This window comes from Bradyrhizobium sp. CCBAU 21365, from assembly GCF_015291305.1.
Taxonomy (GTDB): domain Bacteria; phylum Pseudomonadota; class Alphaproteobacteria; order Rhizobiales; family Xanthobacteraceae; genus Bradyrhizobium; species Bradyrhizobium elkanii.
Genome location: NZ_CP030036.1, coordinates 7,261,829 through 7,277,583, shown reverse-complemented (window position 1 = coordinate 7,277,583; position 15,755 = coordinate 7,261,829). Strand labels below are relative to the sequence as shown.

Here is a 15,755-nt window from a genome sequence, read left to right as displayed (position 1 = left end):
TTACTGCTCATTTAGTGCGGTCAGACATCGCCAGCAATCGAGAGACATTGTCTCACACAAAGGGTACAGCCGGCTCGTTAACTAATTGGTTACGCCCGCATCGAGAGGGGGTAACCGTGGATTAACCATAGATATTTACGTTGGAGCAGTACTGTCAGTTGAATTCGAGTCACAGCCTCATGAAGTTCGGTAACCGCGTAGGCTCGAGACGTTCCGAAGCCACGGAACCCGCCGCGTCGTGGGAAACTGCCGGCGTGCCGGCCAGCCGATCCTCTGCGGAAACCATCAAGGGCGTGCTTAGCATTGCCGGCGTGGTGGCTTTTTTCCGCGAGAACGGTCAGCGCATTCTGATGCTCGCCGCGGTGATCTTCGCGGTCGGCGTCATTCTGCTGATGTTGATTCCGGCGCGCTATGCCGCGACCGCGCTCGTCGTGGTCGACCCGCGCGAACAGCGCGTGACCACCGATCAGGACGTCCTGCCGGGGATCGGTCAGGATGCCGCAGCACTGCAGAGCTATGTCGAGATCGCCAAATCCGACGGATTTCTCGGGCCGCTGATCGAGCAGCTCAAGGTCGCCGAGGACAGCGACATCTCCGGCGGCAGGACCGACCCCACGCGCCTGCTCGACCGGTTTCGCAACCGGCTCGACATCTCCCGGCGCGGATTGACCTATGTCATCGCCATCAAGTTCACGTCCAACGACCCGCAGCGCGCGGCGTATTACGCCAATGCGGTGGCTGAGGCGTTCGTCGCCAGCCAGCGCGGCACGCGCAGCGTGGCGACCGATGAAGCTGCCGACTGGCTGAAGAGCCGGCTCAAGACATTGAACGACCGCTTGCGGTCTTCGGAAGACGCCGTTGCGAAGTTCAAGCTCGAGCACCGGATCGTCAATGCCGGCAAGGAATCGACGACGCAGCAATTGCGCGTCACCGATCTGACCCAGCAGGTCGCCGCCGCGCGCGCCCGCACCGAGGAGGCCAAGGTCCGCTATGAGCAACTGCAACGCGACCTGAAGGCCAACGTCGACGGGCCGGTCAAGCAGGACCTGCTGAGTGCGCTGCGCGCCCAGCGCTCCGCGCTCAACGACCAGATCGCACAGAAGCGCGGGGTGCTGGGCGACCGTCATCCGGACCTCGTGATGGCTCTCAGCCAGCTCGGCGATCTCAACCGGCAGATCGAGCTCGAGCGGAAGAAGAACATCGACACCGCGAAGTCGGAATATGAGGCGCAGCGCGATCAGCAGAAGGCGCTCGAGGATCAGCAGAAGGCGGTCGAACAGCAGATCCTTGTCGACGGTCAGGCGCTCGTCAAGCTGCAGGAATTGCAGCGCGACGCCGATGCCAACAAGAATATCTACGAGCAATTCCTCTCGCGCTACAAGACCACCGACGAGCAGCGGCTGTTGCAGAGCTCGCAGACCAAGGTCGCATCGCCTGCGACGCCGCCGGTGCGTTCGACGCTGCCGCCGCTTCCGCTGTTGCTGGTCGCGCTCGCGATCGTCTCGCTGCTGACGTCGACGGCGATCGTCGCCGTTCCTGGTCTCAATCTGAAGCAGCTCCCGATCAAGGCCATTCCGCCGCTTCGTCGGGCCGAGGCGCCCGCACCACCGGCGCCTGCCGCGCCGCAACCGGCGCTGCCGCCGGGATTGCCGGTGCTGGCCCGCATTCCCAACATGGCGTCGCCGGACGCCGTCAGGAGCGTCTGGCAGACCCCGATCTCGACGACGGCCGAGCCCGATCTCGGTCCGCATCTTCAGCTGCTGATCGAGAACATCGAGCAACTTCCGGGAGACCACGGCAAGGTGGCGCTCCTGCTGTCGGTTGAGGGCGGTGCCGGCGGCAGCACCATCGCACGGTCGCTGAACCGATCCGCCGTCAAGAACGGCATGCTCAGCGTCCTGATCGAGATGGAATCCAGGCGCGCCGAGGCCGCGCCGCCGCAAGGATCGGGGATCATCAAGGCCGATCTGCCGTCCATCGTCGAACTGCTGGGCGCCAGCAGCAAGTCGCCGCCCTATCCGCCGGACGATATTCGCGCCGATTTCGGCCTGATCATCGTCGACGCGTCGTCGCTTGCGCTGCAGCCGGCCGCGGTGGCGCTGGCTGCCCATGCCGACCTCGTGATCCTCGTGGCTCGCGAAGGGGCCGCCAACTCGGCTGCGATCGGCAAGGTGCGCGCCGATCTATCCGGGTATGGTTCGGTCCCGACCGCGCTGGTCGTCAATCGCGTAGCGGTCGATGCGACCGTTCGCGGTGCCCAGGGCGAAACGCTGGGCCTGGCGAGTTGAAAAGGCGGTTCGGCTGAAGCTAGAGCCTTCTTCGTTCCTATAGGATCGGAGCGTGGCTCCAGATTCTTGTTTTGACGCGTTTTCGTCACGCGAACCGGTAATCTTACTTCACTCGAAAAACGCTCTAGTCGTTGCTATCCGCAACGCGGACCGCGTAGGCGTCACCTTTCGACGGCCACAGGTGCGACAGCACCAGAATGGATGGGTCGACGCCGGTCCGCCGCCGGCACAGCACGTTGAGCGCGACGGTGGCGACGACCAGCGAACCCGTCGCAGAGATCGCGGCGCCGAGCACGCCAAGCCAGGGAATCAGCATGACAAATCCCAGCAGCCGCAGCGCCACATTGGCTGCGACAACGGGAACGTAATCGCGCTCATGGCCTGTCAGCTGCAGAACAGCAGCAGAGGGCCCGCCTGCCGCCTGGAAGGCCGTTCCGATTGCGAGCACGATCAACACCCACTGCTGCGCCGCAAAGTGCGGTCCGAACAGGCCGAGCAGATGGGGGGCGCCCACCCAGACAATGACGAGGCCGCTGAGCACGCAGAGCGCGGTCACCTCGGCCATCAGCTTCAGCGTATGTTCGAGCTCGCCGTGGTTCTTGCTGAAGTACAGCGAGGGGAGCCGGCGCGCGCCGAACGTGTACAGCGCAGCCGACAGCATGGCGAAGATGTTGGCCAGCCGCGAGGCGGCGAAATAGACGCCGGCGGTGGCCGGATCCAGCATCCAGTAGACCAGGATGACGTCGAAATACTGGTTAGCCGCTTCGAGAATGGAGGCGAGCCAGAACCGGAATGCGCTCTTGTTCCAGCGCGAGGCCTCGAAGCGCGCCGTCACCGACCGCAGGTTCGGCAGCACCCGTACGATCGATACGATCTGCACGACGAGCCCGAGGGCCATCGCGGCCGACATCGCGCTGAACAGCTCGGTGGGGGTGAGCTGCCGGTGGCCGAACAGCACCGCGATCAGGAACAGGACGACGGCGACGCGCCAGAAGAACTCTCGATTGCCTTCGCCCATCAGGATGCTGACCAGCGATCGCGCGATCTGGCTGCCGAGCATGAGCCCTGCGTTGACCGCGGTGAACGCCGAGACCGACAGGATCAACAGCCACCACTCGCCGCGAAGGCTGGCCACCGCGGCGATCGCGGCGATCGAAATCAGCATCCCGATCGCCGAGTTCTTCAGGCTCGACAGCAGCACACCCTTGGTGAACTCGGTCTGGCCGCGCACTTCATATTCATTGAGAAACCGAACCAGGAGCAGCTCCTGGCCGACCAGGCCCACGACCGAGGCGATCTGGGCGACGGAGAGCAGGGTTGCGAAGTTTCCAAACGCGTCGGGCGTCATCGCCCGCGCGGCGAGCGAGAACAACGCGAATGCGAGCCCGCCGCTACCAACCTTGAGCAGGATGGTCCCGGCAACGCCGCGCGTGACGTCGCGCCGTAACAATTGGAGCACAGAGGCAATCACCAGAGACGTCTCAATATCCAGTCGGGCTGTCGACCGTAGCAATCGGTGAAGCCTGGAGTGTTAATGTTCTCTTGCTAAGATTCCGTTCCTTTCGAATGGCTTCAGGGTCCAACGCAGTTGTGAACGGGGCCAGGTCGCGTTGCTCCATTCTGGAACGGCGCCGTCTGCCCTGTCTCCAAACGGCGCAGGTTGGATTTGCCTCCGGAGCGCGGTCCAGTGGCGCGGACCTTGCCGGATGCGACTGGGCTTGCGCGTCAACGCCATCTGTCGCAGCTTGATGGCCTGGCAATTGCCTCGCCATCCTGCTGCGGAGCCTGCAAAGGTTCAGTTTCATGGCCGACCGTCGTGCAAGCCGTGTGCCGAGAGACCGCTGATCGTGGTCCGGACGTTTTCATTAACCTCGATTCTCGAACTCGCCGTGCTCGATCGGCAAGGCGGCACTGGGGGCAAGGAATTTGCAGTTCTGCGGCCAACTAGAGCTTTTCCCGTTCCGATGGAATCGGAACGGCGTTCTAGATTCTTGTTTTGACGCGTTTTCTTCACGCGAACCGGTATCCACTTCGCTCGAAAACGCTCTAGCCGTCGGAGCGGACAAACATGATTGCCGAGAAAAGTGCGACCAAGCCGATCGTGGCCTGCGAGGCCGAAGTCATCGAAGCGGACGTCGCAATTGTCGGAGCCGGTTTGGCAGGCTCGCTGGCAAGGGCTGTGCTCGCCCGAGCCGGGTACCGGGTCATCCTGATCGACAAGCGTTCGATCCCGCCGGATGAATTCCGCGTCGAGAAGATCGCCGGACGGCAGATCGATATTCTGCGCCGCCTCGGCTTCATCGACGACGTCGAGGCCATTGCCGCGCCCTATGACCGGGTGCTCAACATCAGGAGCGGCAAGCTGGTCGATATCGGCGTCGGCCGGTCCTACGGGATTTCCTATGCCAACCTCGTCAACATGGCACGCGGCCTGACGCCCGATGCGTCGAGCTTCCTGCTCGACCAGGTGACCAATGTCAGCTGTAGCGAGCAAAGCCAGCAGTTGACGCTGGCCTCCGGAAGGCGCGTCGTCTCGCGTCTGGTCATTCTGGCGACCGGCATGACGAACGTGCTCGGCCACAGTCTCGGAATGCGTCGGCGGATGCTTGCTGCGCGCCACTCAGTCTCGTTCGGCTTCACGATCGCACGGCCGGACAATGCGCCGTTCGATTTCGATGCGCTGACCTGCTATGGTGAGGAGGCGGCTGACGGTGTCGACTATCTCAGCCTGTTTCCGATGTCGGGCGGCATGCGGGCGAACCTGTTCATGTTCCGCGATCCGACCGATCCGATCATGCGCGAGCTGCGCCGCGACACCAGACGGACGCTGCTTCGCCTGATGCCGGGATTGCAGCCCTATCTCGGCGATTTCGAGGTGGTCGGCCAGGTGCAGAACTGGGTCATGGATCTGACTGTGACCGAGGGCCATCTGCGGCCGGGCGTCGTGTTGATCGGCGATGCGTTTCAGACCAACTGTCCCGCAGCCGGAACCGGCGTGGGCCGACTGCTGGTGGATGTCGAACGTCTTTGCACGGACTATGTGCCGCGCTGGCTGGAGACCGCCGGTATGGGCGTGGACAAGATTGCGCAGTTCTATTCCGATCGGGACAAGCTCGCCGCCGATCAGCACTCGCTGCAATTGGCGAGCTTCCGCCAGGCCTTGACGTTGAACACCGATATGCGCTGGAACTTGCGGCGGAAGCTGCACTTCCTGCGCCGCATGATCACCCACCGGGTCGACCGCATTCATCCGGGATGGGTGATGCGCGTCCGCAGCGCGCTCCGCTAGGCGAGTGGTCGCGCCAAGATCATGTTCACAATGAGCTGAGGCGCGATGATGATCCGACCCGATCTCATCGCGCTTTAGCGCGTGCCGGTCGAGGTGCGGATCGGTCTGAGGTCGGTCACGCGCTTGGCGGCCTGCTTGATCCAGGGCGCCTGCTTCAAGGCAAACAGCGCCAGCGAGCCGGCCGCGCTGCCGGCCTGCGTCACCGCAGACATCGGCGTCGGCTGACCGCCGAACTGCATTTTGTAGGGTTCGTCACCGATGGTGAAATCGAGCACCCGGTCGCCGCGCTCGATGCAATCCCTGGCGACGCCCTCGAATGTCAGCGCGCCGATCGATTGGCTCTTGTACCCGTCGACATCGAACCCCGTCATGACGACGAGGACGCTGCCACGGTGGACCAGCCCAAGCGCGGTGGCGATGACGATGCCGTCCATCTTCATGGCGTAGAGCCGGGTAAACGAGCCCATGCCGCGAAGCGCCACGCTCGAGTAGAAATCGAAGTACTCCGGTCGCTGCAACAGATCGCCATCACCCTGTTCGTGAAACCGCGGTCCGCGAAACTTTCTCATCGTCTCCATGGCTTCGCCGACGGAGGCGCTATCGTCGCAGCATGAGAAGGTGAGCGTGCCTTTCTTGTGGATCTGGCGCCATTTCTTTGCCAGCTCCTTCTGGTACGACTTTCCCATTGCATTGATCTGCCATTGCTCGAACGGCGCAACCAGGACCGTCGCGTAAGCATTGGTATCCATCAGGCTGCGATGGGGCGCTCCGAGCAGATTCTCGATCGGCATCCTCGCATCGAGCAGCTTGGGTATGCGCAGCAGGTCGAACGGCCGCAGCAGCTGTCGAAGCCTTTCGCAGGCACGCCGGTCTTGCAGCAGGTCGGCGAAGGTCGCGATGCTGCACACCGGCGACAAATAGTCGGACACGCGGAGATCGGCGAATTCGATGGTGCGCATCGGGCCGCGCCGCACGCGCAGCATCGGCAGCACGGCCGCAAGCGACTTGTTCGCACGATGGCGGATGGCGACGACCAGCGGCTTGGCCGACGCGGCGGAAGCGAGCTTGCGATAAAGGCTGTCCAGCCATATCGGATGCTGGAAGGCGGTCGCGTCCGAGCCTTCAAATAACTTCACGTACTCTTCAGACAGGAAGTCGAATGCGTCGTCGATGCTGACATCGAACGCGTCATCATTCTTATTCATGTGAGACCAAACAAATCGACAGTTTCAAAGCGCCGATTGAATCCGGCACGCCGCCCTTATAGCAAAGGTCGATCGGCTCGGGCAGCGGCAGAATACGATTTGTATTAATGCAATGCCTCGACCTTTGCACATTGTTGCTGGGTCGAGCCATTACCTTCATCGCATCGGCTGCGGTCGGCCGTCATCTGAACGTCGCTGCGTCCGAGGGATCTGCATCGTTAACAATCCTTTAAGACTCAGCTCAATCGCGCCGTGGTGAGATATCGCACCCGGTCTGGACCGGATATTGCAGTTAAGGGCTCGCAAGTCCTGGAGTCCCGCCGAAATGCTGAGTCACAGCCAAAAAACCCGCGCTTCCTACGCAATTTCGTTCCCGCAGGCCGACCGCAAGCCGCCTCGGCGTCCCAATTCGGACATGGCTGCGCCGCCTGTCCGGATTTGCGACATATCGCGGGCCGAGCAGATGTCCTCGGCTCCGGCGCAAATCGGATCATTGCCACACGGCGCGCGGGAGCGGCGCATCAATCCTGTCGGCAGGGCTGCGACGGCCGGTGTTCCCCGGGCAACCGTCGGTGGGCTGCGGCTCGCCGTGCTAGATCGCGAGCAGACCGCCGAGTTCATGGTCGAGGCTGTGCATCCGAACCGGCGTGCCAATCGTCCGCTGTATCTGACCTCCGCCAACGGCGAGGTGCTGTCGCGCTGCTCGACCGAGCCGATGACGGACCGGCTGTTCCGTACCGCCGACCTGATCAACGCCGACGGGCAACCGCTGGTCATGGTGTCCAAGCTTCGGTCGCCGAATCCGCTTCCCGAGCGCGTCGCGACCACGGATCTGTTTCACGACGTCGCGCGCAAGGCGGAAGAGCTCGGGCTGACCTTCTATCTGTTCGGCGCCAACGAAGCCGAGAACAAGGCTGCCATTGCCAATGTCCGCCGGGCCTATCCGGCACTCAAGATCGTCGGCCATTCGCACGGCTATCTGCGCGGCGACGCATTGCGGGCCAAGGTCGACGAGATCAATGCCCTGGCGCCCGATTTTCTCTGGGTCGCGCTCGGTGTGCCCTATGAGCAGGCTTTCGTCGACGAATTCATGCCTCGGCTCGGCAATGTCGGCGTCATCAAGACCTCGGGCGGGCTGTTCAACTTCCTGTCCGGCTCGCGCCCGCGTGCGCCGAGATGGATGCAGATCGTCGGCCTCGAATGGGCCTGGCGCCTATGGCTCGAGCCGCGGCGGCTGTTCTGGCGTTATCTGACGACCAATCCGCACGCGCTCTATCTGCTGTTCAACCGGACCCGATCCTCGTCGACGAAAGACTGACGCCTCTAACGAGTGCAATGTGCGGCTCCGATCCACCGGAGCAGCAGGCTCATTCCATGAGCGGAGTACAACCGAATGGACGGACGTGCGATCGACGGTTCGATCTGGCAGGCACCCGGTGTCGGGGCGGAGAATTTCGCCAGGGCCGTCGTCGGTTGGTCGATCACCATCAATGTGATCATGTCGATGGGGACCTTCCACGCCGCGCTGCTTCCGACCGAGTTGACCCTGGTGCAACAGGCCGTCGCCCTGCTGATGTGGGGCGTTCTGATCTACGCAAGCCTGTTCATCCGTCCCTGCCTGCGGCTGGCCCTCAATCTCGATACGCTCGTGATCGTCGCGTTCTACGCATTCGCCACTATCTCCGTGTTGTGGACCAACCTCGGCGTGGCGGCGCTGATGAAGGCCGCTGCGCTCGTAATCACGACGCTTGGCGCGTTCTGCATGATCACCCGCGTCGATATCGATGACATCGTGACATCGGCCACCCGCGGCCTGTTCGTGCTGATCGCCGCCTCTGCGCTCTGTGCGGTGATCCTCCCGGACATCGGGATCGATCAGACCTGGATGCACAAGGGACAGTGGCAGGGCGTCTTCGAGTCGAAGCAAACCCTCGGCTTCGCCGGCGCCTATCTCATGTTCTTCGCCTGCTATCGAAAGATAACGGGACAAGGATGGCTGCCCTTCCTCGTGACGTTCGTGCTGGCCTCCACCTGCGTCATGCTCTCGGAGTCGCGCGGCGCCGGCACCCTGTCGCTGGTTGCCTGCGCGCTGCTGCTCACCTCCCTGTGGTCGGTCCGGTGCATGCAGGTCTACGCGATCCTGCCATCCGTCATGTGCGTCGCGGCAGCGCTATTGATCCTGTATTTCTACACGACCGGATACGACTCGATTCATGCCTTCGACACGACGATCGACTTCACCGAGCGGACCTTCATCTGGCAGTACGCCATCAGCCATTTCGATGACGCGCCGCTGTTCGGATTTGGCATCAACGGATTCTGGACCAATCCGGCGATCTACGATTATTTCAACCAGAACCACGGCTGGGTGCTCGACAATTACCACAACGGCTATATCGCCATTCTCGTCGAGACCGGATTCCTGGGCTATTTCCTGTTCACGGCGAGCGTCTTTCTGTTTTCCTACAAGGTGCTCTGCCTGATCGCAGGGCGGGCAATCGACCGCCTGCACTGCGCGTTGATCATCGGATTTGTTTTTCTCAACTGCCAGACCAATTTCACCGAGACGGTTTTCCTTCGCTCGACGATGTTCACGTCGGTGTTGCTGATCGCCTTCTTCCTCGCCATTTGCCGGCCGGTGCCGTCATCGTGCGCGCAGCCGCGCGAGCCGGAGCGGCCATGACCGCGTTCCGAATACTTCTGCGACGAGCCTTCGTCATGCTGGCGGCGGCAGGGCTTGCTGTCCCGCTGATCGCGCCGGCGAATGCCGCGGGGCAGGGGGCATCGTCGGACGCCGCGACATTGGGGCGCGGCATCAATATTCTCGGCTATGACGGCATCTGGGAGGGCTACCACAACGCGCCGTTCCGCCGGGAAAACCTCGCCGCGATTCGCAGGGCCGGCTTTTCCCATGTCCGGATCAATTTCTTCGGCTTCAGGCATATGGATTCCGGCAACATCCTCGATGATGCCGTCCTGCGGCGGCTCGATGCCGTGATCGAGCAGGTGCTGGCGAGCAGGCTCGTTCCGATCCTCGACGAGCACGACACCGATCTCTGCCAACGCGACGTGGCCGAATGCGGCGTGAAGCTCAAGGCATTCTGGCGCCAGATCGCATCGCGCTATGCGGGGAAATACCCGGCGCTGGTGTTCGAGATCCTGAACGAGCCCGGCGGCAACATGACCTCGGCCGAATGGAACGAGCTGCTCGGCGATTGTCTTGCCATCATCCGGGGTACCAACCCGAAGCGCAATGTCGTGGTCGCGATCCTGAACACCGAGGAGCTGCCGATCGATCAGCTGGCGCTGCCGGCCGGCGACCGAAACCTGATCGTCACATTCCACTATTACCTGCCGCTGCAATTCACCCATCAGGGCGCGCCGTGGTCGCCGACCTTCTCGAAGATCGGTCCATTGCGCTGGGGCTCTGCGGAAGACTTGGCCAAGGCCTCGGCCGATTTTGACAAGATCCGATCCTGGTCCGAGAAAGAGAAGCGCCCGATCTATCTTGGCGAGTTCGGTGTCTATGAACGTGCTCCCGCGGAGAGCCGCGCGACGTATCTGTCGTTCATGGCGAGACGCGCGGAACGAAATGGCTGGGCGTGGGCTTACTGGCAGTTCGACCACGATTTTGCGGCATTCGACGGCGCCCGGCAACGCTGGAAGACGGACATTCTCCGCGCGATCATCCCTCCGGTCCGCTAAGCCCTTCGATTGCACGCCGCGTCCGATTCAGGATCGGCCGGCGGCCTTGACGACGCGATTGTCGCGCGCCGCGAGCACGCCACCCTTGTAGACTGAACGCCCGGACGGCCGCGCGACCACGGCCTCCTGGATATGCACGGCGTTCAGGGTCACGAAATCGGCCTTGGCCCCGACATGCAGGCCGTAGTGCTCGAGCCTGAGCGCCTGGGCGCCGGCCGCGGTGATCATGTCGAACGCGATCGCGAGCTCTTCGTCGGTGTAGAAACCCGAGCGGTATCCGATCATCATGGCGCGGCCCAGCATGTCGCCGTCGCCATAGGGCCACCAGGAGTCGCGGATGTTGTCGTTGCCGCTGAACACCGTGACGCCGGCTTTCCGCAACAGGGCGACGGGCGGGAATGGCCGGCTGCCCGGCGCATTCGTCATGATCGCGACGCCCGAGCGCGCCAGACTGTCGGCGGTCTTCTTCAGCGCGTCGGCGGGAATGTCGCCGAGCCCGTAAGCGTGGCTGACGGTGACGCGGCCCGCCATGCCGAGCGCACGGGTGCGCGCCGCGATCTGCTCGACCTCGAAGGCACCGAGCATGCCGCCGTCATGAAGATGGATATCGACATCGACGCCGTGCTTTTGCGCGACGCCAAACACGACGTCGAGATGCCCTTCGACGTCCCGGTCGAAGCTTGCGGGATCGAGCCCGCCGACGGCATTGGCGCCGAGCTTGATGGCCTCGTCGAGCAGTTGCGGCGTGCCGGGGCTGGTGAGGATGCCGTTCTGGGGAAACGCCACGAGCTGGATATCGATCAAATCCCTGTATTCCTCGCGAACCCCGAGGATGGTCTCCAGCGACTTCAGCCCCACCGAACCGTCGACCATGACGTGACTGCGCATCTGCGTCGTGCCGTGCCCGATGCAGAGGTCGAGCTGGTTCCGCGCGCGCACGTCCATCGGCGCGGCCGCGGCAAGGTTCTCGGCCTGAAACGCCACCCGCTCATGGACGTCGAATCCGTTGGTGCAGGGACGGTGCGGCCGCCAGGCGTCGCCGTAAAAACTGGTGTCGAGATGGATGTGGCCTTCGACGAAGCCGGGCACGACCAGCGCATTGCCGAGATCGACGATCTCGATCCCGCTCGGCCGTTCGCCTTTCGCCTCGATCGCAACGATGCGGCCGCCACGGACCAGCAGATCGCGGCTGGTGCCGTCACCGAACCTGGCATTGATGAAGAGTTTGTCGGCTGGCATCGGATCTGTTCCTCTTGTCGCTTGCGTCGCATGCAGATCGCGCGGCTCTCCATGCCTTGTTTAACATGGTCGGAGGAATAATACTCCGCTCGCACAAGCAGACAAGGAACCGAGAGCGTTGCCGAAGATTGCGAGCAGGGAACAGTTCGACGTCAAGCGCGCGGCCTTTGCCGCGACCATCGGCAACATGTTGGAGTTCTACGACTTCATCACCTACAGCTTCTTTGCGACCGAGATCGGACGCACCTTCTTCCCCGCGCATAGCGAATACGGCAGCCTCATGCTGTCGCTTGCGACCTTCGGCGCCGGCTTCCTGACGCGGCCGATCGGCGGCATCGTGCTTGGCATCTTCTCCGACCGGGTCGGGCGGCGGCCGGCGATGCTGCTGAGTTTCGCCCTGATGGGCGGCGCGATCCTGACCATCGCGCTGACGCCATCCTATGCCGCGATCGGCATTGTGGCGCCTGTTATCGTGATTCTGGCGCGGATGGTGCAGGGGTTTGCGCTCGGCGGCGAGGTCGGGCCGACCACGGCCTATCTGATCGAGATCGCTGCACCGAGGAACCGCGGCCTCGTGGTCGCCTCGCAGCCCGCCAGCCAGGAGATCGCGGCGACGGTCGGCGCGCTTGTCGGTGTCATCCTGAGCAGCGCGATGGCGCCCGACATGCTGCAGGCCTATGGATGGCGCATCGCGTTCCTGCTCGGGGCCGTTTGTCTGCCGTTCGGCATCTGGATGCGCCGCACGCTGCCGGAAACGGTCTCGCATGGGGAGCACGTCGCCGGGCAGGTCGAACGCTCGAGCCATGTGGCGCTGGCGCGCCGGCATCTTCGCGTCATCGTGCTGGCGGTGATGATCCTGGCCAGCGGCACGATCTCGACCTATGTGACGCAATACATGACGACCTACGCCAAGAACACGCTGCATGTGTCGCCGTCGCTGGCGTTCACGGTATCGCTGGTCAGCAACGGACTGCAGATCATCGGCGCGGTGCTGGGCGGCTGGCTTGCCGACCGGCTCGGACGCAAGCCGATCATGATCTGGCCGCAGCTGGTCGTGCTGGTGCTGACCTATCCGGCCTTCCTGTGGATCGTCCAGGACCCCGGTGCGTGGTCGCTGTTGTTCGGCTTCGGCATCCTGTCGTTCATCGGATCGCTGCCGTTCACGGCGTTCTATGCCGCGTTCACCGAAGCGCTGCCGCAGAGCATCCGCGGCGGCGTGTTCGCCACGATCTACGCGGTCGCCATCGCGACGTTCGGCGGCACCGCGCAACTCGTGGTCACGTGGCTGCTGCACGTGACCGGAGATCCGCTGGCGCCGTCCTGGTATCTTCTGCTCGCGGCCGCGGTCGGCATCGTGGCCATGAGCCTGATGCCCGAGACCGCCCCGGTGAAGGTCGGCGAGAAGTAGCGCCCGCGCTTATTAATTCATGTCGCGAAAGGCGTGGCCGTTGGCCTCGATTTCCTTCACGAGCTGCGGCGGCAGATTGGCCTGCGCCGAGGTGCCGTCGAACACCCAGTCCTTGGCATCGGCAAGATCGGGAAGACCCGCGCCCTTGCGGACATAAAGACCGACCGATGTCTTCTTCGGATTGATGTAGAGATCGTAGTCCATTGCGCGCCTCCTCTCCGTTGCAGTTCGACGGACGCTCCGGCACGGATTGGCCGAAGCCTCCTGGAAGAGTGAACGCCGATAGGGCTAAGCGGGTTTCTTCGCCTCCGGCGCAAGCACCACCGACGCCTCGCTCGTCAGCATCAGGAAGGTGATGGTCTCCTGGAAATACAGCTGAACCGATTTCGCCGAGTGGCTGAGATAGCCGATCGAAAGATCCTGGCCGATCGAGAGCTGGAAATCGCCGCCGCGGGTGGTCAGCAGGACGCCGCCCTCGATCGCCGGCGCCCAGATGATCTTGCCGTCGATCAGGCGCTGAATGTGCTGCAGCACCGGATAGCCGTCGTCGGTGGCCCCGCCGATCGCGGTATAGGGCTCGGTGCCGAGCAGCAGCGTATAGGGACCGTTGACGCCGGCAAGCCGCAGCTGGCTGACCGCCTGGGCGACCACGGCGGGATAGTTCTTGACGCTCGACGGCAGCGTCAGCACCGGGTTGCTGGTGCCCTGACGGATGCCCTGAATCCCGGCAACCGCGTAGCCGTCGAATACCGCGCGATCCTCGGCGAATGCGATCTTGCGCGCGGCCTCCTTGAGCGGATCCCAGTCGGAATCATTGGCGCCGCGCTCGACATCGTCGATCGCCTGGCGCGAGAGCTCGAACGGCACGCGCAGCTCGACCAGCGCGCGGACGTCGCGTTGCGTCGCCTCGACCCCGTCGCCCGGCGCCGCAATCTTCTTGAGATGACCGGTGCCGACTGCGGAGAAATCCGTTCCCTTCGGACCGTCGACATCGACGACACGGCGCGCCGCCAGATGGCGCTTCAACGTGCGCGAGGCCTCCTCTTCGATCTGGGCCCATGCCGCATCCGAGATAGGGGCGAGTCCCCGATGAAGATTATTCATGTCCAGCCTCTCCTTTCAGTGAGCCGATCCCGAGCGAGCCGTCGGACGGCGGTATTCCTGGTGCAGGTGTGTCGCCCGCCCCGGCGTCATCCGGAGACGGCTCGGCGGGCGAAGCTGCCGGCGCCTCGCTCGCGACATCCTCCAGGAAGGTCGCCGACGGGACGAAGAACAGCATGCCGGTGACGGCGCGGCTGAAGTCGAGCAGGCGGTCGTAATTGCCCGGCGGCTTGCCGACGAACATGTTCTCCAGCATCTGCTCGATCCGGTGCGGGGACTTGGCATAGCCGATGAAATAGGTCCCGAACTCGCCCTTGCTGATATTGCCGAACGGCATGTTGTCGCGGACGATATCGAGCTCCTCGCCATTCTCGACGATCGTGGTCAGCGCGTTGTGCGCGTAGCTCGGCTTCACCGCATCGTCGAGCTCGATGTCGGAGAGTTTGGTTCGGCCGATGATCTTTTCCTGCATCTCGACCGGCAGCTCGTTCCACTTCTTCAGGTCGTGCAGGTATTTTTGCACGATCACATAGCTGCCGCCGGCAAACGCCGTGTCCTCGTCGCCGATGATGGTGGCGTCGGTGGCCGCCTGGTCCTCCGGATTCTCCGTGCCGTCGACGAAGCCGAGCAGGTCGCGTTCGTCGAAATATTTGAAGCCGTGCACCTCGTCGGAGGTCGCAACCGCATCGCCGAGCCGCGTCATGATCTGGGTCGCGAGCTCGAAGCACAGGTCCATCGGCACGGCGCGGATGTGAAACAGCAGGTCGCCCGGCGTTGCGACGGCGTGGTGGACGCCGTTGATCTCGCGGAACGGATGCAGACCTTTCGGCTTCGGCGCATCGAACAGCCGGTCCCATGCGTCGGAGCCGATGCCCATGACGCATGACAGCCGGCCCTCGAGATCGCGGAAGCCCACGGCACGCAGCAGCGCGCCCAGGTCGGCGCATAGCGACCGCACCACCGCATCATATTCCGGATTGGGCTTGAGCGTGACCGCAAGGAAGATGGCCGCGCGCGTCAGCTTCGCAGCGACCGGTTGCGGAACGGCTGATGGCACGCAGGTCTCCTTGACTAAAACGGCACTTCCACGAGGACAAAAGGCAGGCGCAGGACGCCGGATCGGCGTCCAGACAGGGGCAGAGGAGCATGCCGGTGGAGCCTTTACAAGGGCTCGAATGGCTCACGCGCTTGCAGAGGTGCCTGCCTCAATCGACGGGCTTGCCGGACTTCTCTTCCTCGAGGGTCACCGCAATCGCGGCGTTGGCCGAGAGCCGAACCTTGGAGCCTTCGACACCCGCCACGAAGCCGAGCTCGATGAAGTGGTGATGGCCCTTGTGGAAGCCGTCGCTGTCGTTTTTCTTGAGCTTGATGCGGTTGCCCTCGACGTGATCGACGGTGCCGACATGCACGCCATCGGCGCCGATGACCTCCATGTTGTCCTTGATCTCGTGCTGCGTCATGGCGCTCTCCCTGGTTGCAGGTCAGCTTGTATAGTCGGCTTGCATATGATGCCGGCAGAC

13 protein-coding genes are annotated in these 15,755 nt (G+C 63.4%); 6 read left to right on the top strand and 7 right to left on the bottom strand.

The features are described 5' to 3' along the window. Positions 1 to 179: 179 nt before the first annotated feature. Positions 180 to 2,288, top strand: coding sequence for a GumC family protein (locus XI02_RS34180; protein WP_370142806.1), 2,109 nt, complete (start codon positions 180 to 182; stop codon positions 2,286 to 2,288). 124 nt (positions 2,289 to 2,412) lie between these two features. Here the strand turns inward: XI02_RS34180 and XI02_RS34175 are convergent, their stop codons facing one another. Continuing rightward, positions 2,413 to 3,759: a lipopolysaccharide biosynthesis protein gene (locus XI02_RS34175; RefSeq protein WP_172647194.1), complete on the bottom strand. Its 1,347-nt coding sequence runs from the start codon at positions 3,757 to 3,759 to the stop codon at positions 2,413 to 2,415. A gap of 597 nt (positions 3,760 to 4,356) precedes the next feature. On the opposite strand from XI02_RS34175, the gene XI02_RS34170 reads away from it, so the two are divergent. Then, positions 4,357 to 5,577 carry an NAD(P)/FAD-dependent oxidoreductase gene (locus XI02_RS34170; RefSeq protein WP_172647195.1) on the top strand — a complete coding sequence of 407 codons (1,221 nt, stop codon included), beginning with the start codon at positions 4,357 to 4,359 and terminating at the stop codon, positions 5,575 to 5,577. Positions 5,578 to 5,651: 74 nt separating this feature from the next. On the opposite strand, the gene XI02_RS34165 is transcribed toward XI02_RS34170, so the two are convergent. After that, positions 5,652 to 6,782: a GNAT family N-acetyltransferase gene (locus XI02_RS34165; protein WP_172647196.1), complete on the bottom strand. Its 1,131-nt coding sequence runs from the start codon at positions 6,780 to 6,782 to the stop codon at positions 5,652 to 5,654. Between the two features lie 463 nt (positions 6,783 to 7,245). Between XI02_RS34165 and XI02_RS34160 the strand changes: the two genes are divergently transcribed. From XI02_RS34160 to XI02_RS34150, 3 genes are all read left to right on the top strand, one after another. After that, the gene (locus XI02_RS34160; RefSeq protein WP_018273326.1) at positions 7,246 to 8,100 is read left to right on the top strand and encodes a WecB/TagA/CpsF family glycosyltransferase; all 855 of its coding nucleotides are present in this window, start codon (positions 7,246 to 7,248) and stop codon (positions 8,098 to 8,100) included. Positions 8,101 to 8,175: 75 nt separating this feature from the next. Next, positions 8,176 to 9,465: an O-antigen ligase gene (locus XI02_RS34155; protein WP_069279517.1), complete on the top strand. Its 1,290-nt coding sequence runs from the start codon at positions 8,176 to 8,178 to the stop codon at positions 9,463 to 9,465. After that, positions 9,462 to 10,487, top strand: coding sequence for a glycoside hydrolase family 5 protein (locus XI02_RS34150; protein ID WP_244981046.1), 1,026 nt, complete (start codon positions 9,462 to 9,464; stop codon positions 10,485 to 10,487). Before XI02_RS34155 ends, XI02_RS34150 begins: the two co-directional genes overlap by 4 nt. Before the next feature lie 27 nt (positions 10,488 to 10,514). On the opposite strand, the gene XI02_RS34145 is transcribed toward XI02_RS34150, so the two are convergent. Continuing rightward, positions 10,515 to 11,726 carry an amidohydrolase family protein gene (locus XI02_RS34145; protein ID WP_172647198.1) on the bottom strand — a complete coding sequence of 404 codons (1,212 nt, stop codon included), beginning with the start codon at positions 11,724 to 11,726 and terminating at the stop codon, positions 10,515 to 10,517. Between the two features lie 187 nt (positions 11,727 to 11,913). Here XI02_RS34145 and XI02_RS34140 point away from each other — a divergent pair, with 187 nt between their 5' ends. Then, the gene (locus tag XI02_RS34140) at positions 11,914 to 13,134 is read left to right on the top strand and encodes an MFS transporter (protein WP_244981132.1); all 1,221 of its coding nucleotides are present in this window, start codon (positions 11,914 to 11,916) and stop codon (positions 13,132 to 13,134) included. A gap of 12 nt (positions 13,135 to 13,146) precedes the next feature. On the opposite strand, the gene XI02_RS34135 is transcribed toward XI02_RS34140, so the two are convergent. The 4 genes from XI02_RS34135 to XI02_RS34120 all read right to left on the bottom strand — a co-directional run bounded on the left by XI02_RS34135 (position 13,147) and on the right by XI02_RS34120 (position 15,695). Continuing rightward, on the bottom strand, positions 13,147 to 13,338 hold the full coding sequence (locus XI02_RS34135; RefSeq protein ID WP_016842714.1) for a hypothetical protein: 192 nt from the start codon (positions 13,336 to 13,338) through the stop codon (positions 13,147 to 13,149). Positions 13,339 to 13,422: 84 nt separating this feature from the next. Continuing rightward, positions 13,423 to 14,238, bottom strand: coding sequence for a family 1 encapsulin nanocompartment shell protein (locus tag XI02_RS34130; RefSeq protein ID WP_172647200.1), 816 nt, complete (start codon positions 14,236 to 14,238; stop codon positions 13,423 to 13,425). Beyond that, positions 14,231 to 15,292 (bottom strand): Dyp-type peroxidase, encoded by a 1,062-nt coding sequence (locus XI02_RS34125; protein WP_172647201.1) that lies wholly within the window; start codon positions 15,290 to 15,292, stop codon positions 14,231 to 14,233. Before XI02_RS34125 ends, XI02_RS34130 begins: the two co-directional genes overlap by 8 nt. A 148-nt stretch (positions 15,293 to 15,440) precedes the next feature. Further along, positions 15,441 to 15,695: a DUF2171 domain-containing protein gene (locus XI02_RS34120; protein ID WP_016842717.1), complete on the bottom strand. Its 255-nt coding sequence runs from the start codon at positions 15,693 to 15,695 to the stop codon at positions 15,441 to 15,443. Positions 15,696 to 15,755 lie beyond the last annotated feature (60 nt).

Bases quoted from the DNA above. Each gene is read 5' to 3' on its own strand.
- XI02_RS34150 (WP_244981046.1), top strand. From the start codon at position 9,462: ATGACCGCGTTCCGAATACTTCTGCGACGAGCCTTCGTCATGCTGGCG.
- XI02_RS34140 (WP_244981132.1), top strand. From the start codon at position 11,914: ATGTTGGAGTTCTACGACTTCATCACCTACAGCTTCTTTGCGACCGAG.
- XI02_RS34170 (WP_172647195.1), top strand. From the start codon at position 4,357: ATGATTGCCGAGAAAAGTGCGACCAAGCCGATCGTGGCCTGCGAGGCC.
- XI02_RS34165 (WP_172647196.1), bottom strand. From the start codon at position 6,782: ATGAATAAGAATGATGACGCGTTCGATGTCAGCATCGACGACGCATTC.
- XI02_RS34120 (WP_016842717.1), bottom strand. From the start codon at position 15,695: ATGACGCAGCACGAGATCAAGGACAACATGGAGGTCATCGGCGCCGAT.
- XI02_RS34130 (WP_172647200.1), bottom strand. From the start codon at position 14,238: ATGAATAATCTTCATCGGGGACTCGCCCCTATCTCGGATGCGGCATGG.
- XI02_RS34145 (WP_172647198.1), bottom strand. From the start codon at position 11,726: ATGCCAGCCGACAAACTCTTCATCAATGCCAGGTTCGGTGACGGCACC.
- XI02_RS34160 (WP_018273326.1), top strand. From the start codon at position 7,246: ATGTCCTCGGCTCCGGCGCAAATCGGATCATTGCCACACGGCGCGCGG.
- XI02_RS34180 (WP_370142806.1), top strand. From the start codon at position 180: ATGAAGTTCGGTAACCGCGTAGGCTCGAGACGTTCCGAAGCCACGGAA.
- XI02_RS34135 (WP_016842714.1), bottom strand. From the start codon at position 13,338: ATGGACTACGATCTCTACATCAATCCGAAGAAGACATCGGTCGGTCTT.
- XI02_RS34155 (WP_069279517.1), top strand. From the start codon at position 8,176: ATGGACGGACGTGCGATCGACGGTTCGATCTGGCAGGCACCCGGTGTC.